Annotated in this window: 20 protein-coding genes and 1 pseudogene; 8 read left to right on the top strand and 13 right to left on the bottom strand. The window is 60.5% G+C overall.

The annotated features are described in order from the left end of the window. Positions 1 to 79: 79 nt before the first annotated feature. Positions 80 to 406, bottom strand: coding sequence for an antibiotic biosynthesis monooxygenase (locus D7S89_RS14905; protein WP_121278468.1), 327 nt, complete (start codon positions 404 to 406; stop codon positions 80 to 82). A gap of 330 nt (positions 407 to 736) precedes the next feature. On the opposite strand from D7S89_RS14905, the gene D7S89_RS14900 reads away from it, so the two are divergent. Next, positions 737 to 1426, top strand: a complete 690-nt coding sequence (locus tag D7S89_RS14900) for a helix-turn-helix transcriptional regulator (protein ID WP_121278467.1) — start codon at positions 737 to 739, stop codon at positions 1424 to 1426. 51 nt (positions 1427 to 1477) lie between these two features. On the opposite strand, the gene D7S89_RS14895 is transcribed toward D7S89_RS14900, so the two are convergent. The 3 genes from D7S89_RS14895 to D7S89_RS14885 are packed head-to-tail and all read right to left on the bottom strand — an operon-like array spanning position 1478 to position 7133. Continuing rightward, positions 1478 to 2896 (bottom strand): efflux transporter outer membrane subunit, encoded by a 1419-nt coding sequence (locus D7S89_RS14895; RefSeq protein ID WP_121278466.1) that lies wholly within the window; start codon positions 2894 to 2896, stop codon positions 1478 to 1480. Continuing rightward, entirely contained in the window at positions 2889 to 5963 is a 3075-nt protein-coding gene (locus D7S89_RS14890) for an efflux RND transporter permease subunit (protein WP_121278465.1), read from the bottom strand. The genes D7S89_RS14895 and D7S89_RS14890 overlap by 8 nt, the downstream gene beginning before the upstream one ends. A gap of 3 nt (positions 5964 to 5966) precedes the next feature. After that, positions 5967 to 7133: an efflux RND transporter periplasmic adaptor subunit gene (locus tag D7S89_RS14885; protein WP_121278464.1), complete on the bottom strand. Its 1167-nt coding sequence runs from the start codon at positions 7131 to 7133 to the stop codon at positions 5967 to 5969. A 288-nt stretch (positions 7134 to 7421) separates the two neighbouring features. Here D7S89_RS14885 and D7S89_RS14880 point away from each other — a divergent pair, with 288 nt between their 5' ends. Beyond that, entirely contained in the window at positions 7422 to 8018 is a 597-nt protein-coding gene (locus tag D7S89_RS14880; RefSeq protein ID WP_183085203.1) for a TetR/AcrR family transcriptional regulator, read from the top strand. A 70-nt stretch (positions 8019 to 8088) separates the two neighbouring features. Further along, positions 8089 to 8574 carry a hypothetical protein gene (locus D7S89_RS27190; protein ID WP_147426660.1) on the top strand — a complete coding sequence of 162 codons (486 nt, stop codon included), beginning with the start codon at positions 8089 to 8091 and terminating at the stop codon, positions 8572 to 8574. A 98-nt stretch (positions 8575 to 8672) separates the two neighbouring features. Here the strand turns inward: D7S89_RS27190 and D7S89_RS14875 are convergent, their stop codons facing one another. Then, positions 8673 to 9536, bottom strand: a complete 864-nt coding sequence (locus D7S89_RS14875) for a CPBP family glutamic-type intramembrane protease (RefSeq protein WP_121278607.1) — start codon at positions 9534 to 9536, stop codon at positions 8673 to 8675. 184 nt (positions 9537 to 9720) lie between these two features. Here D7S89_RS14875 and D7S89_RS14870 point away from each other — a divergent pair, with 184 nt between their 5' ends. The 4 genes from D7S89_RS14870 (at position 9721) to D7S89_RS14855 (ending at position 12029) form a co-directional block, all read left to right on the top strand. Further along, positions 9721 to 10515: a prohibitin family protein gene (locus D7S89_RS14870; protein ID WP_183085202.1), complete on the top strand. Its 795-nt coding sequence runs from the start codon at positions 9721 to 9723 to the stop codon at positions 10513 to 10515. Between the two features lie 463 nt (positions 10516 to 10978). Beyond that, positions 10979 to 11383 carry a hypothetical protein gene (locus tag D7S89_RS14865; RefSeq protein WP_245982927.1) on the top strand — a complete coding sequence of 135 codons (405 nt, stop codon included), beginning with the start codon at positions 10979 to 10981 and terminating at the stop codon, positions 11381 to 11383. Beyond that, positions 11364 to 11486, top strand: a complete 123-nt coding sequence (locus D7S89_RS28225) for a BPSL0761 family protein (protein ID WP_342766900.1) — start codon at positions 11364 to 11366, stop codon at positions 11484 to 11486. The genes D7S89_RS14865 and D7S89_RS28225 overlap by 20 nt, the downstream gene beginning before the upstream one ends. Positions 11487 to 11621: 135 nt before the next feature. Next, on the top strand, positions 11622 to 12029 hold the full coding sequence (locus tag D7S89_RS14855) for a hypothetical protein (RefSeq protein ID WP_245982926.1): 408 nt from the start codon (positions 11622 to 11624) through the stop codon (positions 12027 to 12029). A gap of 52 nt (positions 12030 to 12081) precedes the next feature. Here the strand turns inward: D7S89_RS14855 and D7S89_RS27465 are convergent, their stop codons facing one another. Together D7S89_RS27465 and D7S89_RS14845 are read right to left on the bottom strand one after the other, a co-directional pair. Beyond that, positions 12082 to 12315: a hypothetical protein gene (locus tag D7S89_RS27465; RefSeq protein ID WP_183085201.1), complete on the bottom strand. Its 234-nt coding sequence runs from the start codon at positions 12313 to 12315 to the stop codon at positions 12082 to 12084. A 222-nt stretch (positions 12316 to 12537) separates the two neighbouring features. After that, positions 12538 to 13197 (bottom strand): hypothetical protein, encoded by a 660-nt coding sequence (locus tag D7S89_RS14845; protein ID WP_121278460.1) that lies wholly within the window; start codon positions 13195 to 13197, stop codon positions 12538 to 12540. 721 nt (positions 13198 to 13918) lie between these two features. On the opposite strand from D7S89_RS14845, the gene D7S89_RS14840 reads away from it, so the two are divergent. Continuing rightward, positions 13919 to 14260 carry a helix-turn-helix domain-containing protein gene (locus D7S89_RS14840; RefSeq protein WP_121278459.1) on the top strand — a complete coding sequence of 114 codons (342 nt, stop codon included), beginning with the start codon at positions 13919 to 13921 and terminating at the stop codon, positions 14258 to 14260. Positions 14261 to 14354: 94 nt separating this feature from the next. Here D7S89_RS14840 and D7S89_RS14835 read toward each other — a convergent pair whose 3' ends face one another. From D7S89_RS14835 to trfA, 6 genes and pseudogenes are all read right to left on the bottom strand, one after another. Further along, on the bottom strand, positions 14355 to 15005 hold the full coding sequence (locus D7S89_RS14835; RefSeq protein ID WP_147426658.1) for a hypothetical protein: 651 nt from the start codon (positions 15003 to 15005) through the stop codon (positions 14355 to 14357). 15 nt (positions 15006 to 15020) lie between these two features. Further along, positions 15021 to 15245, bottom strand: a complete 225-nt coding sequence (locus D7S89_RS14830) for a hypothetical protein (protein WP_245982924.1) — start codon at positions 15243 to 15245, stop codon at positions 15021 to 15023. Positions 15246 to 15260: 15 nt separating this feature from the next. Beyond that, a complete protein-coding gene (locus D7S89_RS14825; RefSeq protein ID WP_121278457.1) occupies positions 15261 to 16058 on the bottom strand; it encodes a hypothetical protein in 798 nt (265 codons plus the stop codon). 2 nt (positions 16059 to 16060) lie between these two features. Further along, complete coding sequence (locus tag D7S89_RS27870) at positions 16061 to 16396, bottom strand: hypothetical protein (protein ID WP_245982922.1); 336 nt, start codon at positions 16394 to 16396, stop codon at positions 16061 to 16063. A 27-nt stretch (positions 16397 to 16423) separates the two neighbouring features. Beyond that, positions 16424 to 16621, bottom strand: a pseudogene (locus D7S89_RS28160) (PAAR domain-containing protein); the annotation flags it as partial. 889 nt (positions 16622 to 17510) lie between these two features. Further along, the gene (trfA, locus tag D7S89_RS14815; protein WP_121278455.1) at positions 17511 to 18614 is read right to left on the bottom strand and encodes a plasmid replication initiator TrfA; all 1104 of its coding nucleotides are present in this window, start codon (positions 18612 to 18614) and stop codon (positions 17511 to 17513) included. Between the last annotated feature and the right edge of the window lie 749 nt (positions 18615 to 19363).

Raw genomic sequence — 19363 nt, 5'->3', positions numbered from 1 at the left:
GCGCCGATAGTAGCGGATCGTTGACGGCCGCCGAGCGCGGGAACGTAGGCGCGCGGCGGCCGCATCGCGTCAGGGTGCGTCAGGCGTGCACGGACACGACCGAATAAAGGTTCGGCACCGCCTTCGCGATCGCCGCCGTACGCTTCGCATACTCTTGCGCAGCCGGGTCCTCGCGAACCGCCTTCACGTTCTCGGGGCTTTCCCATTGCGCGATGTTGATCACGCTCGTGCCGTCCTTGCTCGCGAGGATGCTCGCGGAAATGAACCCGTCCTTATGGCGGATCACTTTCTCGACGCCTTCATTGAGCACCTCGATCACCTTGGCCTGATTTTCGGGCGTCACTTCGATGATATTCACGAACGTGACGCCTTTTCCCGCACTGATAACCGCTTCGTTCTTTGCCATGGTTAGCTCCAAATGGAAATCGTGTCGCTTCCGTCAAGCGCTATCGCACCGACGCCAATCGGTGTTACGTCCTGCTATCGGGAATCGCACTATTTACGGAAAAGAAAAGGTAAGAGAGTTGCGTAATCCGAAGCGAGTGTCGGACCATCACCGATGCTCGGCGGTACGCAAACCTCTTGAAATGATGGTAGCCTGCACGTCTACGCAGCGCTTCCGTACTTTCTACCCATTTCGATTCGAGCCAGCCGTATCGAAAGAGCATCGCGCATCGCTGGCTGAAATCGCACCCTGTCAGCGCGATGCGACTAGTCCACTCAGGAGAAATGCGCGATGAGCGATTTGATCAGCTCGGCATTTTCAAGCCTCATCGATCAGATGCCGGGCGCTTGTGCGTGCAAGGCTGTCGGATCGACATTCCTTTACGGAAATGCAGAATTCAAGCGGTCGATGGGATTGGGCGAGGAGCTCTCGTTGCTGGGTCTACGGCACTCGGATTTACCGGCCGCATTCGGTTCTTTTGACGATTCCTATGTCGCCCAGGACAGATTCGTTATGGAACAAGGCAGCACCGTGAGAAGCATCAACGTCTACCATGCGTCGGAGACAGGCGTGAAAGCCTATCTCGTCGTGAAAAAACCCTTTGTCGATTGTGAAACGAACGCGCGCGGCGTGCTCATCCACGGTACTGACATCACGAATATCAATAGCAGCATGCTGCAGTTGGCGCGCCTGGAGCCGCGCTTGCCGAAGTCGCTGCCGCGTGGAAGCTTCGTCATCAGAGGAGAAACGCAGGGAGTCGATCTCACGCCGCGCGAGACCGAGATTTTGTTTTTCCTGCTGCGCGGCGGCGTGGCACGTCGAATCGCCGATCTGCTTTCGATCTCGGTCAGAACCGTCGAACATCACATCGATGCCCTGAAGGACAAGTTCGCGGTGTCGTCTAAGCCCGAGCTGATCGAGAAAGCCATCGAAATGGGCTATTTCTACATCACGCCGGCCACGCTGTTCGGCGTGGACTGACCGGCAACGCAAGCGGCACTGCGTGTCTTCGTCGTGCCGCTTGCGCAGGTGCTACCAACCTCCACCGAGCGCATTGAACAGGTCGACGCGTGCGGCATTGAGCGACACGGCCGAATCTGCCAACGCGGCCTGAGCGGCCACCCGATCGCGGCTGGCATCGAGCAATTCGAGTTGCGAAATATTGCCGGCTCGGTAACGGTCGTTTGCAAGCCGATAGGCGTTGCTGGTTCGCTCATCCGCTTGCGCGAGTGAGACATAACGCCGCTCTTGCGCGCCGAGACTCGTCAACGCCTGCTCGACGTCGCGCAACGCGTTCAGCACCGTGCCGTCGAAAGTCGCGAGCGATGCCTGTGTCTGCGCCTTTGCCTGTTTCACACGCGCACGCGCTACGCCGATGTTGGGAAAGCTCCAGGTCAGCGCGGGCCCGACGCCGAAGGTCCAGGCCGGCGTACCGGGGCCACCGCTGGCACTGCTCGACCCGTCGCGCAGATAGTTGATGGCACCGTTCACATAGATGCGCGGATAGAGATCGCCCATCGCGACGCCGATGCGCGCCGTGTCGGCCGCGAGCTTGCGCTCCGCCTCGCGCACATCAGGGCGACGTTTCAGCAGCGCGGCGCCGTCATCCACCGGGATCGGCCCAGCCAGTTTCGGCGCATGCGTACACGCCGCGGCTGCCTCGGGGACATCGGAGGGCGCAGACCCGGCGAGTGCGGCGAGCGCGAACAACGCGTTTTGACGCTGGGCCTCGAGTGGCGGCAAGCTCGCTTCCGTGGCCGCCAGCGTGGCGGCAGCGCGCTCGGCATCGAACGGCGAAGCAGCCCCCGCATGCACCTGCTGTTGCGTCAGCCCGAGCGTCTGCCGCGCGATGTCGATCGATGCATGCGCCGTGGTGACCGATTCAGCGAGCGCGCAGGCCTCGACATAATTGCGCGTGGTGTCGGCGGCCACCTTGACGCGCACCGCGTCGCGCGCGGCTTGCACCGCTTCGACGTTGTCGCGTTCGGCCTCGACGCTGCGCCGAACGCGGCCCAACAGATCGATTTCCCATGATGCGACGACGGCCCCGGTCGAGGTCCATTGCTTATTGGGTGTCGGCAGGCCCTGGCCCGACGGCGACGTGTTGTTGCCGTAGAACTTCGAAGCCGACAGCTCGGTGGACGGAAAGCGGGCGTTGCCGACTTCCGACAAGACGGCCCGCTCGTGCTCGAGGTTCGCCTCGGCTACGCGTAAGTCTGTATTGGCCGCGAACGCGCGTTGCACAAGCGCATCGAGATTCGGATCGTCGTAGAGCCGCCACCATGCGTCGGGCAGCGGTGCAACAGCGGCTACGTTGCCCGTGCTGAGAAAGTGTGCGGCTGCGTGCTCAGGCGGCTGCGGCGACGCATAGTCGGGACCGATGGCACAGCCGCTCGCGAGCAACGCTGACAGGCATGCAGCAGGCAACAGGATGACACGCTGGTTAAGCATTCGACACCTCCTGCGTGAGTTCCTGCGCCCGTGCGGACATCGCATGCGCGCGGTGATCTTTGGCGATCAGACTGTAAATCGTCGGCAGTACGAAGAGCGTGAACAGCGTGCCGACCATCATGCCCGTGACGACGACGATACCGATGGCGAAACGGCTCGCCGCACCGGCGCCCCCGGCGAAGAGCAGCGGGATGAGGCCCGTCACCATCGCGGCCGTGGTCATCAGCACCGGTCGCATACGGATGACGGCCGCCCTGGAGATGGCCTCGGCCGGCCCTATCCCCTCGCGGGCCTGTATGTCGTTCGCGAACGACACCATCAGGATGCCGTGCTTCGAAATCAATCCGATCAGTGTGACGAGCCCTATCTGCGTATAGATGTTCAACGTCGCATAGCCGAGCCAGAGCGGCACGAGCGCACCGCAAACGGCGAGCGGCACCGTGACGAGAATGACGAGCGGATCGCGCAAGCTCTCGAATTGCGCCGCGAGCACGAGGAAGATCACCACGAGCGCGAAGCCGAACGAAACGGTGAGGCGATTGCCCTCCTTGACGAACTGACGACTATCGGACAGCCAATCGATCTTCGCGCCTGGCGGCAGCGGTTGACGTTTCAGGAAGTCGACGGCTTGCCCCATCGTCACGCCGGGCAGCAGCACACCCGACAACGTGACCGAGTTCATCTGGTTGAATTGCGGCAGCCGGTTCGCGGCCGGGCCGACCTGCACGTCGACGACGGTCGCGAGCGGCACGAGCTTGCCGGATTGCGCGCGGACGTAGTAGCCGCTCAGATCGCCAGGCGCACGACGATCGTGCTGCGGCACCTGAGCGATGACGTCATAGGAGCGGTCGAACCAGTTGAAGCGATTGACGTAGTTTTCGCCGACGAGCGTGGCCAGCGTCGACGCGACCTCGGACATCGTGATGCCCATCTCGCCGGCTTTCGTTGCGTTGATGCTCAGGTGGGCTTGCGGACTGTCGAAGGCGAGATCGCTGTCGACGAACGCGAAGAGGCCACTGCCCCAGGCCGCCCCCTTGATGCCTTCCATGGTCCGATAGAGCGTGGTGAAGTCGCTCGGCGCACGCAACACCATCTGCACCGGCAACCCGGCGCTGCCGGCCGGCAGCGCGGGCGGCTGGAACGCGGTCATGAAGGCACCGGTCACGCCGCCGCTCTGCTGATTGAGGCTGGCCTGAACCTGGCCGGCGGGTTGTCTGCGCCCCGCCCAGGGCTTCAGCAGGATGCCGCCAAAACCGGTGTTTTGTCCGTCGCTGCCGTTGTCGACGAAGCTGCTCTGGTAGTCGGGGAACTGGCGGAACAAGCCCTCCACACGCGTCCAGACCTGCTCGGTATAGCGCACGTTCGCGTATTGCGGCGCCTTCGTCTGGACGAAGACATAGCCCTGATCCTCGGTCGGCGCGAGTTCGCGTTGGACACCGGCGAACATGACGACGATGCCGACCAGCACGGCGATGCAGACGACCAGCACCGCGGTGCGCGCATGCAGTGTCCGCCCGAGCAGGCGGCCGTATTGGTTCGAGAGCGCCTGCACCAACGATTCGATGCGCCGGGCGAGATACCCCTCGCTCAAGCGCGGCGTGAGCAGGTAGCTACTCATCATCGGCGAGAGCGTCAGCGCGATGACACCGGAGACGATCACGGCGCAGGCCAGCGTGAACGCGAATTCCTTGAACAGCGCGCCCGTGAGGCCCCCCATGAGACCGATCGGCGCATAGACCGCCGCGAGCGTGATCGTCATCCCGATCACGGGCCAGATGATTTCGCGCGCCCCGAGCAGGGCTGCGCGCGCGGGCGACAGACCGTCTTCGATGTGCCGATGAATGTTTTCGACCACGACGATGGCATCGTCCACGACGAGCCCGATCGCCAACACCATCGCAAGCAGCGTGAGCAGGTTCAGCGAGAATCCGCAGGCGAGCATCAACGCGGCGGTGCCGACGAGCGACAGCGGGATCGTGACGATCGGAATGACCACGGCACGCAGTGTGCCCAAAAACATAAAGATGACGAGCACGACGATGACGATCGCTTCGATGAGCGTGTGGATCACTTCGTCGATCGAGGCGTTGACGAAGGTTGCCGTGTCGAACGCATTGAAGATCTTGATGCCTGGCGGCGCCGCGCGTTGGAGGTCGGGCAGCAGCGCATCGACGCCGGCGACGATCGTGAGCGGATTGCCGTCCGGGGTCGGCGAGATCGCCAGCGCCACGGCGGGCGCACCGCCATACCGGAAACTGCTGTCGTAGTTCTCGCCGCCGACCTCCACGGTGGCGACATCCGACACGCGCACGACGCTGTTCTCAGCGCGCTTGATCACCATGTCGCGAAAGTTCTCGACGCTGCGCATGTCGGTGGCGGCGGTGATCGGAATCATCGTCCGCGCGCCTTTCAGCGCGCCCGGTGCCGCCTGGACGTTGTTCGCCCGCAGCGCATCGGCGAGATCGCCGGCCGTCAGTCCGTGCGCGGCGAGCTTGACGGGGTCGACCCACAAGCGCATGGCGATCGTTTGCCCGCCGAGGATATCGGCCGACGCGACACCGGGTACCGATGTGATCAACGGCTGCGCGACGCGCGTGATGAAATCGGTGATCTCGGGAATCTTGTCTTTGTCGCCGACGAATGCGACGTACTGCACGGCCGACACGCCGTCGGTCACCTTGGCGATGACCGGGTCGTAAGCGTCGCGCGGCAGCTTGTATTTCACCTGCTGGATCTTCGCGAGAATCTCGGTCATCGCGCGGTCCGCATTGGCGTTCAGCACGAGCTTGGCCTTGATTTCGCTTCGTCCCTGCGTCGATGTCGATGCGAGGTATTCGATTCCGTTCGCCGACGCAATGGCCTGGGCGATCGGCGTCGTGACGAAGCCCTGCATCACCTCCTGGCTCGCGCCGGGGTAGAGCGTCGTCACGGTGATCGTCGCGCTTTCCATCTTCGGGTACTCGCGCGTCGGCAGCGAGAACAGCGAAGCGATACCCGCCAGCAAGATGAGCAGGCTCAGCGTCACCGACAGGATCGGGCGCTGGATGAACATGTCAGTGAACTTCATCGGTCAGCTCCCCGTAGCCTGCGTCGCTCCTGGCAAAGCGCTCACGCCGGCCACTGCGTGGTTGACGACGTGTACGGCGGCCCCAGGTTGAATGCGCAACTGACCTTCGGTCACGACGACGTCGCCGGCTTTGAGCCCATCCACGATGACTACTTGATCGCCGATGTGGCGCCCCGTCGTGATCGGAACGATGTCGGCCTTGCCGGTCCGTTGCGCAGACAGGCCGCGCACTACGGCAGCCGTGTTGCCTGACGCGGACGTCATGACCGCCGTCGTCGGCACGAGCAGTGCGTCGCGCTCGGCGGGCAGCGCAACCGAAACGGAGACGAACATGCCCGGGCGAAGGGCCTCTTTCGGGTTGTTCAGCACCGCTTGAACCGTTGCGTTGCGCGTGTCTTTTCCGACTTGCGGCTCGATTGCATTGATGCGTGCCTCGAGCGGCGATGCGCCGGGCGAGTCCGTCGTGATCGCCACGTGTTGACCGACTTGCAGACGATCGAGCTGTTGCTGGGGGACGTCGAAGTTCACATACAACGCGCCTAGATCGGTGAGCGTCACCACCTTCTCGCCGGCATCGAGATACTGCCCGAGATCGACTTGTCGCAGACCGAGCTCGCCCGCGAACGGCGCGCGAATGTGCATCTTTCTGATCCGCGTCTCGAGTTGTTGCACCTGCGCGGCAGCCTGATCGCGCTCGGCACGCCGCTGCTGCAGCAGCTCTTTCGACGTCGCCCCCACTGCCACGAGCTCGTTGGCGCGCTCCAACTGCTGCTGCGCGAACAGGGCGCTCGCTTTGGCCGCAGCGAGGTTCGCTTGCTCGGTCGAATCGTCGAGTTGAATCAACACCGTGCCCGCTTTCGTATGTTGCCCCGCCTCGAATCCGATGTCGTTGACGCGTCCCGGGATCTCGTTCGCCACGACCACTTGGCGCACCGCGCGCAGTTCGCCTACGGCCTCGATGCTCACGGGTGCGGGGCCGGCTTTCACCGTGGCGGCCACGACGTCGATCGGGCCACCCGGCGCCCAACCTTGCGAAGCCGCACGGCTCGCGCGCCAAAACCAGAGCGCGGCGGCGACGACAAACACAATGACGACAGCACTGGCGGCGGCCTTCCACGGCGCCCCACTCTTCTGAGGCGTCGCCGCCCCAATCGGCGAATGTTCATTCATTGCGGACTCCAGGCGTGTTCAAAACCCGACTGACAGTCGGTATTGCGCTATTATTCGACTAACGGTCGGTTTCGTCAAATGCGCGGAATGTGTCGGTTCGACGCAGGAGCGTTGCTGACCCAGCGAGGCAATCGCGGCGGCCTCGGATGACGGAGGTACATGCGAGGTAAACTAAGCACATCGAAACTAGGCACAGCACAGCGGCGAGCGCGCCCGGGCGCCCCACCGGAACACCACCCGATATCGATGCGAGATCCCCTTTTGACGTCCACTCCGAAAGAATCGACCGTGTTGGAAGTTGCCGCACAACGGCGATCGCAAGCGCGTGGCCAGCGCAGTGCCAAAAAACTGCTCGATGCCGCGGCATCGTTGTTCGTGGAAAAGGGCGTCGACGAGACGACCGTCGATGAAATCGTCGTTTTGGCGGGCACGGCGAAGGGCACGTTCTATCACCACTACGAATCGAAAGCGGCGCTTCTCATCGCATTGCGCGAAAGCGTGATTGGGGACTTCGAGTCGCACATCGAGAATGCGATGGCGAAGTGCCCCGCCGACGATCTCGCGCGCCAGCTCGACACATGGGTGAAGGCGGCGTCTGAAGCGTATGTGAACATGGGGCCGCTGCACGAAGTCGTGTTCGGCACCGAGTCGCCGCGCTGGACCGCATCCGACCGGGCGTTCATGCGCGACCTGACGGCGCTGATTCGACAAGGACACTCGAAAGGGTTATGGGCGGCGCCGAATGCGCACGTTACCGCCACATTCCTTTTCAGAGGCGTGCTTGGGGTGATCGACGATTTGATTTTGGCGGGAAAGGACCCCTTGTCGATGCAAAGGGCGAGCGTCGGCTTAGCGCGCCACCTGGTGGCGATGAAGCGTGCTTAGCGGCGTACGGCCCCGAGTAATCGGCAGCAACCGTCGCAAAATGATCTCTGTATCAATCCAACTCCCCCACATGATCGATACAGCAAGAGAAATCGAAAGGCGTTTGTCGGCACTTGACGGACTCGCCCTGAGCGGCGTGCACCACGCTGCAGGTACGCTCACCCTGCAGTTTGGCCCCCTCCGTTCCATCGTGTCCCGCAACGACACCGAAAAGAAGGTGGGAACATGGGCGCTGCATGTTCAATGTCCATGGACTATTGGACGAGATGGTCAAACTATCGCTCAGCAGTCCGATCTGTGCACATCTGACGCCGCTGCGAAGGATGCAATAAAGCGAATGCGCGAAGCGGCTGGCGGTGCTCACCCGGTATCTGTCATTGCGTGTTATGCCTCGTCGCAAAACCCAGGCGGAGCATCGATCGTTTTCTCGGGTGGTCTGATGCTCAAGATGTCGCCGACTGGTGAAGAAGGAGAAGACTGGAGGCTGTTCTCGCCAGGCTCTGATGCTCCGCACTTTGTCATCGATGGCGGGACAGTTGATCCGGATCCGATCTAGGCCGCGGCCTCTGATGCGGGCGACGAATGAGTAGCGGCGTATCCGTCCGAGCCAAGCCGCAGGCCGGGCCGGCGGCCTCGCGGCGTACGGATGGTTGCCTACCGAACGCTTGCCGCCAGCATGGGATAAGAAAACAAGAAGAAATGCACGGCATCGAGGCCGAAGTGCGCCAGTATCGAGGCCGGCAGACCGCCGAAACGATAGGCAAGCCCGTACACGACTCCGGCGACGCCAGCGAGCACGATCCAGTGCCCGCCACCTGAGACATGCTCCAACCCGAATAACGCCGCTGAGATCAGCAAGGCGAGCAAGTCCGCGCTTCCACGATGCGCGAGCAAACGGCGCAAGCCACCTTGAACATAGCCACGGAAAAACACTTCCTCCGTCACAGCGACCAACAATAGATTGTTGATCAGCCAAAGCGCGCTCTGTTGCGGCCACTTCGGCTCCCACGCGACCATGCCGAGCCATCGAGCGATCAACAGCGCCGACAGCGTAGCCACCACCCATCCGACGACGCCCGATATCAACGAAGCACGCCAGCCCCGCGCCGCGTGAATCCATGGAATGACGAGCAGTAGCCAGAACCCCACGAGCGGCTTGTCGAGGTTCAGGTACATCGTGAACGGAACAGCGTCGGGCGTCAGTCTTTCCGCAGCGATCACCCGGAGATTGTGGAAGCCGGGCAGCCAGTGCCGGTCGAGGGCGATGGCAAGCGCGATGAACATCGCGTGGCCAAGGTATCGGACGTAGCGCCGGCGTTGGGGCTGGACGGCAACGGCGGCGAGCACCAGCAGCCCGATGCCGACCATGGACAGCGGACCCAGCAGCCCGATCGCCAATGCGATCGCATATCCGACCACGAGCAACCCCAGGCCGAGCCACCGCGATACGCTCGACCCACAAGCCCGCCACGCAGCCGGAACGGCACCAAAAACCATGATGTACGAGATTGCCAGCATTGATGTCCTATCGATTCGTCCGCGTCACATGCAACGAGTGCCCGATATATCGATGGGCAAACGCTCGAGCCCGCTAAATTGCGGACGGCAGAGCATAAACTATCGGAGACTCACATCAGTTTCAGGAAACTGGATTCAGGACAGTTCGAGTACGTGCAGGCTACTTTCCGGGTGGGACACGAACATGAACATGAAATTGAGCGCATTACCAATCGGCATCGCCGCCGCTTTCATCCTCGTATTCAGCTGCATGCATATCGTTCCGGCCGGCCATCGTGGAGTCGTGAAGATCTTCGGTGACGTGCAAGACCAGCCGCTGCCCGAAGGGCTGCACTTCCTGAATCCGTTCGCACGCGTGGTCGATTTCAATGTGCGCTTCCAGAGCGCGACCGCGACAAGGGCGGAGGGAGGCACCTCCGATCTGCAGGAGGTGTTCGAGGACATCACCGCCAACTACGCGTACGACCCGGCGCACGCGCCCTACGTCTACAACAACTTCGGTGACGACGCCGACATCGAAACGAAGTTCATCGTCCCTGCGCTTTACGAATCCTTCAAGGCCGTGACGTCGCAATATACGGCCGAGCAGCTCGTGACGCAGCGCGCGAAGGTGTCGCAGGACATCGTCCAGAAGCTCCAGTCGAAGCTCTCGAAGTACCACATCATCGTCTCCGACATCAACGTGCAGAACTTCCATTTCGACACGCAATTCGCGGCTGCCGTGCGTCAAAAAGTGGTGGCGGGCCAAAACCGCTTGACCGCCGAGCAGCAACTCGAGACGGCGAAGATCACGGCACAACAGAAGATCGTCGAGGCGGAGGGTCAGGCCAAGGCGATCGCGATCCAGGCTGAAGCGATTCAGCAACAAGGCGGCCACGAATACGTCGCGCTCGAAGCAGTCAAGAAGTGGGACGGCCACTTGCCGCAGCAATGGTCCGGCGCGGCGATTCCGTTCGTCAACTTCACTACACAGAAGTGAGGCTCGCGGCAACGCATGCTAGCGCAAAAAACACAAAAGCCCGCTAAATAGCGGTGTGCCGTTAGCCTTAACCTGCCCGCGGAATAAAGCATAAGCTGTCCGCGGATGGCGGCCCTATCGTCAGTCGCCCTCCTCGCAGTAAACCATAAGCCGGCCCACCGGTAGAAAATAAAGCATAAGGCGTCCGCCAAAATCACCGATAAAACAGTCTACGTTTTCCGCTTTTACGCAACAAAGTTGCGACTAGCATGGAAGAACCGCTCAAGGGAGCGGCGCCGGAGGGGAAGCTCGAACCGACGGTGACAGCCCGCCAGGGACAAGGAGATTCCCATGCCAATCTGGACACGCGAAACAAACCGATGAAAAGCGACGCGAACGCTGGCTCGTCTGCGAAGGCCTCGCGAAACAGCTGGTGTCCATAGCTTGAAAAGATGCGAAATCCCATCTGTGACACGCGCCACTTGTGACGCTCGACGCGGGCATGTCGATTCAGCAACTGGCCAAAGCGACCGGATGGAAATGGGAGACTGCGATGCCCATATGGAAACCACGCCCCGCTTCCGAAATGCCGAAGATTCCGTTGTCTCGATGGCGCATATTCGAGACCGAGGATGGGGACCGGCATTTTGTTGGCGTGGATATGTTTGATTCGTCCGGGCGCGTCAGCTCCCCGATAGTGACGTTCGACCCCGTCGCCTTACAGGGTACGACGCAAACGGGACGTATTTATGAGCTGGTCGGCAGGAAAGGCACGTCATTGAATGTTGAGTACGTCTGGATGCGGTGGTGCGAACTGTACGAGGTGACGTCGTACACCGACGTCACCGAACGTCTTCTTGACGGAGCTCGTGGTGACGACCCCACATGAGCGCACGAAAGCCGTTACGGATACCCGAGAGCTGTTGCAGATGCTCGCGTCGGCCGATGAGATAACCATTGGCGGCCTTGTACAGACAGTGGCGCTTGGCTAGCTCAGGGACTCCCCCCTCGACGTCGAACTCGATGTGTCGGCCACAGCATTACCTAGAATCTGGGCCGCACCGAAATACCCGCGGTCTGGCTTAACAGCAGGGGTGCCAAAGAAGCCCCCGGCCGGAGCGATGCTGATGACATTCGCAGTTAGTGGGAAGGTGATGAGCAGACGACACGTGGTTCCTGAGGATTTCCCGAGAGAGCTGGCACCTGGAGTTGTGCCCGGTGCGCAGCCCAAGGTTCTCGTCCGAGAGAAGGACGGGCGGTATTACACGGGTCTCGCAGACGACGAGTTGCTGACGCGCTACGAGGTCTGCGAAGACTTCGCGCGCCAGCTATCGGCGTACGCGTCACGAAAGATGTGTCAGTTCGGTTGGTCGTTTTCCGATGCGTTCTCAAAAGTCGAAAGGAGCGTGAACCGCAAGGTGACGGCCGGCGAGTGGAATTTTTCTCCCGCTGAGATAGCGTGGGTGATGAAGCGCACACGTGCATTGCTGCTGGTAGCGGAAAACGGCGCAGGAGGTAGGAATGCGAATTGTTGATACCCGCAGATACAGAACGTGTCCGCGCCGGCGGGCAGGCTGGCGCTCGTCACTACACAGGAAAGACCATATGCGCCCGCAAAGTAATTTGGACCTTGAGATTGCGCTTCAGAAGATTCACGAACTCGCTATGGCGGATGGCGATTTGGGAAATGCCTACTGGCACGAAGTCGGCCAGCTCCTGCGGCGAGCGGCTGGCATGCAAGCCGAAATAGACTTGCTCAAGAGGGAGTTGGAACGATATCGCGCGGTGCTTCGCCACAAACCTGGTTGAAACTCGCGTCACGGTTCACTCGCGTACCTATAGTCGCATGCGGGAACTGCCTGCCTGTCTGTCGTTCGAACGAACTCGTCAGGGAGCATGACCGACAACCAGTGTGCGTTCTCACCGAAGGCAAGGTGAGCGGCCAAAGGCGGCGGCTTTCAGCGCCGCCTTCGCGAGCTAGGCCGCAATGCGGCATCGCGCGGTCACGCGACGTATTTTTAGAACGGCCTGCGTTGACGCCGCTCAGTCGGTCTTGGCGGTCGGCGTGACTGGCTCACTTGCTGACACGGGCGCACTTGCCGGTGCTGCCATGCCAGCGTCAGCCGCGGTAGCGCTAGATGCTGCTACCGCAACCTGCGCCATCGCCGAGCGGTCATGCTCGAGTGCGGTGATTGTCTCGAGCAGGTCCTTGGCGTTCTCGTCGTGCTCAGCTATGCGCTCAATGCGTTGCATGACTTGCGGCAACCACTTCGGCTTGTACTCTGGCTTGATGGTGTCCGGGTCGTCGAAGTGGAAGTCCGTGCCGCCGCCAAGGGCGCCGAAATTGCGCTCGACTGCGTCCACCAGGAAAACTTTCTCGTCTTCCTTGCCCGGGCAGGTCTTCCTGTCCAAGATGACAGCATGTCCGGCCGTATGCTCGAGGTCGGGCGGAAGGACCTCTTCCTCCTGGCCGTGGCGCACTGTTTCGGGCCAGTCGCGCACGTACGGGACGATGAGGCCCGTGTAATGGCACTTTGAGTCCGCCTTGTACCACTGCGGATGAAAGCCGGCGACTTCCACCATTTCGCGTTCCTCGGGGGCTTTGTGAAGTGGGTAAGTCTGGTCCGGCCACAGGATGACGCTTCCGACCAGTGCGCCCGCGATGTAGATGGCGTGCGCCGCTCCAAAAATAATGTCGAACATGGTTTAGCTTTCGCAACGAGCGGATAGGGCCGCCTCAATCATTGACCGCACTGCGACGGAGGCACGTTCTGCTGCGCGCACCAGCGCGCCCGGTAAATATCGCTCATAGACGGTTGCTGCTGCACTTGAGGTTGTGCTTCGACCTCACTTGGGAAGCCCGCGGTGTCTAGCCAGGAATCAATGTTTGTCTGCTGGCAGTTCTTGTAATTTGCACCGCATCCCTCGTACGCCGCATCCACGGCTGCTTGCGCGGATTCGTAGCCGAGTCTCCACGTACATCCCCCATCACCGCAAACGAGGGCGCCATACCCAGGCCCCCGGCTGCGGCTCAACACCGCGCATTTTTTAGCGGTTTTGCCGTGACCGCCACTCCGCGCTGCCGTCCGGCAACCCGTTAAGGCTGCCTTATCCGCTGCTGCCTGCGTATCGAAATTGCTCGCTCGATACAACGTGGAATTGTCGCCAGGAACTGCCGACATCGATGTGAATGCAAAGGTCGGCTCCGAAAAGGCAAGCAAAACGGAAACCCAAACCAACGATTTGAACGTCTTTGACATTTTATGTAGGCCTCAAACTAACCCCGTAGACCCAACCTCCGAAAGCGAATCCCACGTTACAACAGACAGCAACTGAACGCGTGCGTGGACGCCGGAGGCGTGAATCCGAGCCATCTTACGAATTTCGTAGAGAAATTTCAACGCAATCTTACGATATTCGTAGGATGGTGAAAAAGGAGCCCACTACCGTCTTGGGACGTCGCTTGCGAGCAGCGCGTCTGCGCGCGGACATTCCTCAAGACAGGCTTGGTGTGAAAATTGGGCTCGATGAAGCAACGGCAAGCGTCCGGATGAGTCGCTATGAGACAGGGGTTCACGAACCGCCGTTTCTCATTGTCGTGAAGCTTGCTCAAACGCTACGCGTGCCCACGGCTTACTTTTACTGCGACGACGACGACCTTGCGGATGTGGTGCTGGCATGGGGGCGCCTGTCGAAGGCTGAGCGCAAGCGTGTAAAGCCGTCGATTATGGCGAACCTTGGCGCGAAAGACGCTGACGAGCGATAGCGTATGAGTGCCTGCCTATGTGGCTGGCTTTGTACGGCGTAGCTTTGTTCGACAGCGGCGTCTCTGCAACAGAGTCTTCGACGAGTGCGCTAGCTCAATGAAGTGGTCGACTGACCGCAGCGTGAGCCTCACATGCCGACACCCACATCTGCTGCCGCGTACTGAACACCGCCCATAGTCCCGGTTTATGCGATGGCTCCTGACAGACATTCAAGCGGCCTATGGCCGTTTGCACCGGCTCGGTGATGCTCAATGCGTCGAGTTCATCTGTGGCCTCCAGTTCCCTGTCGAACTCTGGCAAGCCGAGCCTGGCCCACTCTCCGCGCATGAAATCGAAGACCCACTGACCGAACGCGAACGTGATGCCGTGCGCGCCGTCCGGCACGTCGAACGGAAGAGGCACATAACGGAGACGAGGAGCGTTGATGCAGATTACGCTGTCTGCGTCTTCCATGGAGAACCCAAAGGCCATCATGCAGTAAAGCGGTCCGTCGACGCCCCGAGCATGGTCCAGTAAGTCAAAGTCTTGCAATGCGACGACTTTCCAAGTGTCGCTATCGTCTGGTCCGTGGTACTTGTTTCGGAGATAGGCATACGATTCCGCGAGAACGCGCGAGACAAAGACCACTGGCCCGCACTTCTCCCCCGAACCAACCCACGCGGGCTCGATGAAGAGGCCCGTGCCTAGGAACCGTTTGCGCACCACGAGCCAAAGCGACATCGGTGCGATGTATTGCGTCTTCATAGCGACGACCTTCATCTAGTGGCGTACCAACAGGTAAGCAATGAAGGTTCCGATGAGCACCGCTCCGGCACCGTAGAACACCGGCTTATTTCTCAGGACGTCGAGCTTGGATAAAGGAGGCTTGTTCTCCCCGTCGAGGTCCCAGTAGTCGATGCCCGGGTCGCCGGTGAGATTGATGATAATCACGGCGGCGGCACCGACGAAGAGCACGAAAAGAACTACGAATATTGGCGTCGACATTTTTCGGCGCTCCGTTTAGTCGTTCATCCAGTGCATGAAAACAGGCAGTTCTTCCTGGTACATGTCGTTTCCCGCTTCGGCCGCCATTCCTCCCAGGTTACTCCCGATGAAGACCAGCGCGATAGCGCACGCGGGCTCAGCGGGGCCGCAAATGAATGAAACAGCGAGCCCTGCAAGGCTTCCGCCAATCATGCCGCCCGCGATGATGCTTCCCTGTCGGGCGGCCTCTTTCACTTTGTCCTTGGCGCCAACAATCTCGCCGGTCGCGATGATAGCCGTGAATAGGATGGCGACTCGGGCGCTGACCTGTAACCGGCGGACCTTGGCCGAGACATTGGCATTAGCGCCGCCCGCTTTCTTCAGCACCGTGTAGTAGACGGCGTTGCGCTCTTCCATCGTCAGCACGTCGAAGTCCTTGCCGAACTGGGCCTGGGCGTACTTGTTCAGGTAGTAGTCGAATCCTCTGGATTTGAGCTTCAGTGCCTCTGCCTGCGCGACTCCGACGGCGGACGTATACTTTCGATACTCGACGAAAAGCTTGTCGCGCAGTTGGCTGCAATATTCGGCACCCTCTTTTACGGTCATGTTGCCGTTGGCAACCTCCTGCCTCACCTGGTCGGAGATTTCCTTGATGTGCTTGCTATATTGCTGGCGGACCTTGTCATCGCTGATTGCGTTGACAGCGAAGGTCGTGGCGATTGCTTCGTAGTCCGCGATGGCTGCTTCCAGCAGGCCACTCTTGATGTCATGAACCTGCTGGGTATTGAACGAGCCGCTGGCGACCGTGTTCTTGCTTGCTGTCGTGTCCGCCATCTTTACCCCACCATCGCAATTAGAATGTTGCCCATCACCGACTGGCCGCTCGTCTGACCGCCATCTAGTACCACGTCGACCTTCTGACATGCTGAGGCGTTGGGGCGGTCGAAATGGACTTTGTTGTCGGCGTCGAACACACCTTCTTCGACTGAGCCGTCGGCGAAGTGGGCACGGCAACGCAAGCCTTCGCAACTGCCCGCATCGCTCAGGGAAAACCGAATCCAGTGCTCGGTTGCCGGCTCGTCGGCCAGGTAGTTGCCTGCGGGTCCGTAGCCCATGCTCGCCAGTTCATGGCTCTCGAAGCTCTCATACATATCGGACTGGGAGGGAAGCATTACCGGCGCCGGGCTACACTTGCATACGCAGATGTCTCCTTCCAGCGCGGGCTCCAAGCCCATAATCGACCCGGGCCAGCGCGGACCTTTCGCGACAATGTGACCGACCGATTTGCACGCAGGACAAGCGACTTGTGCCCCGATGAAAGTGAGTTCGGTGCCGTAGTGGGTGGTCTGTGGTATGCCCTCTGTTACAGTCCCGCCGGCCGATGATTTATCGCCGATTTTTAGATAGTACGTCTCATTCTGCTAACGCCCTCGGTAGTTTTTTGTATTGAGGGGCGAATAGATAGCACAAGCGTCACGCGCCTCGCAAGGAGGTGGGCCGAATCGGTTCGAATGGGAAATAGACAGGGTGGTCTGCTGGCGGCGGCCGTGCGAATGCCGAAGTACAACCTGCGGGCCAGTAGCGGGCAGTGCTGCGTGGCAATACCGAGCATCTCATAAAATGTCTGGCGACCGTGCCTTGCGGTCCCACGCAATCTGTCTCAATAAGAAGGACGAGCACCACCTCGTGCTGGTCGGGGCCGCAATAGGCAGCGACTGTAGCGGAGCATCAAATGCCCCGCACCGGGGGCATGGGCCCGGCGTCTCGCCTGTAGACGAACACATAACCCGAGAACCTGGTTATTGCTAGATAAGGCTCTTCAGTCGGTGCGGAAGCATAATGTGAGAACTTCTGACCAAAGCCTCTCGAGTCCGGCATGGTTGGGAGTTCACCAATCATTCCGCGCAATGTTTCAAGCATGCTCCCGCATGTTCGGCGCATCCGCCAGCGACGCAGCCCGGTCCCGCAGCTCATTGAGAAACTTCTCCCCCGGGGGCGTTCAGTTATTTGATGAGCCATGCCTCGACAATTTTGTCGCGTAGCAGCGAAGAAATGACTCATGCCGCAGTGGCGTGCGGGCGTTGTCGCGTTCCAGCGAAGAACGTCCCGCTGAACCCCCGCATTTGTCGCGTGGCGTCACAGAAACCGTCAATTCTGTCGCGTAGCAGCGAAGAACGCCCATTCGAAGCAGCTTCATTCCACGCGGTGATGTCGCATTTAGGCCGTCCTGAGCATGCGGTGGGAACTCGGCTTTGCCCAACACGACGAAGAACTTTGTCGGAGCGTTCAATCGTTGCTGTGAGTGCTCCATTCAGACCGAACAACGCGAACCCTCGTGCCGTCCGTCGAGAATTCGAAGCGCGCCACCCGGCTGCATGCAGGTGTTCGTGGGTCCTTAAGCTTTTCCAAGGCGCGAACGAGGCTCGCTCTGAAATTTCGCATATGGGACGTGTAACCGGAGAGGAGATATAGCCGCTCGATGGGCAGCCACATAGGCCCAGCATGCCCCGCATAGAAGCTTGCGAGCCAGCCTCTCAGCCCGTCATATCGAACGGCTTCATTGTCGACGGCTGTCCATGCGCCGGGTCCGAAGAGTTCCGCTACCGATGTTGTCACCCGCAGAAGTAGCGCATCACTGCCTTTGAAATCCTCACCCAGTCCGCCGTCCTCGAATGTTACGGACAATAGCTTGGGTACTTCGATGTTCATGCGGTTATAACGCAGACGCATCTGAGCAAAGCTCAGGCGCAGAAGACTTGCTCGAACGGCCCTGTGCGCTTTCACGCTGTATTCATTTCCCATTCGACGCGCGAACTCGTAGAACGTCGTTCGTACGTGACGGAGACTATCTTCGGGGCAAAGGGGCGCCTTGCGGTAATAGTCGAGGCACGTCGCGTAGACGAGTCGGTCGAATTGGCAAAGCTCGTATCCGCTGAAAGTCAGCGTCATGTTCCGGAGCGAGGCAATTTCCTTTCCGGCCACAAGCAAGGTCGAGTCGCCCGACAGCACGCTTGCATTGTCAGTTTGGACGCTTCGGCCCGCGGAAAACAAGGCGGAACGGAGGAACGGATTCGGCAGAGCCTGTGCCATCGCCGACCAGCTCGGCAGGTACACATCTGAGCCCCTTCGGATGGCTTGCCGACGCCTTGAGTTTTGAACCTCGTCAGTGGTGGCATTCGAGGGAAGCTCGGCGACTGCCGGCGCCGTGTGCGCACTCTTTGCGCGACGTTCGAGATTGTCGGCAAAGCGGCCGATTTGCTCGGCGGCGTCGAGCACAGCCGTTTGTCGGTCTGGAGCGGCGGTGAGAGCCGCCTTTGCTGTGCGGCTCGCGAGGTCGCGAAGCTCTGTGGCTTTACGCTCGAGCCTAGCAGGCGCTTGCTGCTTAGCCATTGTGTCGCCCCTCGCGCCGTCGGGCAAATTCAGGCGTTGTCCGCAATACCGCAGCGCCAACGAGGCGGATATTCGAACAATGTGGAGCGTGATAGGTGCGGGTGGCCTCTGAGGCGGCCCGGATTGTGACGACAGTGCGAGTCGGTGTTGGTGGCTTGCTCATGAGGAACACATGCGCGTTGAAGATACATGTGTATATGCCGAAACGATGGCCGCGAAAGCGTGCGGAATGGACGGCGGCGGCATATCGAAAAATATCTGCCGACAGCAAGTGCAAATTTCAGCGCTGGTCGTGGGTTGGCTCAGCTTGTACTCCGCATCGGCTCCACTTGTACTGTGCATCGTGCGGCCTTGTACCGCGCATCGCATCGGCTTGTACCCCACATCGCCCTTGGGGCGAGGACGGCGAAAATCAGGCTGCGGGAGAGGGAATTGTTGGCGGTGAGCGGCGTCCCATAGTATTTGTAGACTTGGTAACCCGGATAGCCAGGCCAGTTGGCCCAACGCTGGCGAACACCTACGCGGGGTAATTTCGGTTCCCGTGTGCGCGCAGACGACACTACGCCGTCAGTCTCCTTCGGGCTCGAGAGGCGCCGGCAAATCGGCGATGGAAATCGCGCCGCGATTTTGTTCTTTGGAGAAATGTAGCCCGCAACCGCCCACCCTGGTCAGCATGCCGTCAGCGGCGGGGCTGTTTTAGCTAGCGTATTGCGGAGACGGGCACCGACTTCGTCGCCGACAACAGGCTA

This window comes from Trinickia fusca, from assembly GCF_003628145.1.
In the GTDB taxonomy this organism is placed as follows: domain Bacteria; phylum Pseudomonadota; class Gammaproteobacteria; order Burkholderiales; family Burkholderiaceae; genus Trinickia; species Trinickia fusca.
Note: the sequence above shows the minus strand (reverse complement) of the source record. Positions and strands in the feature narration are given on the sequence as shown.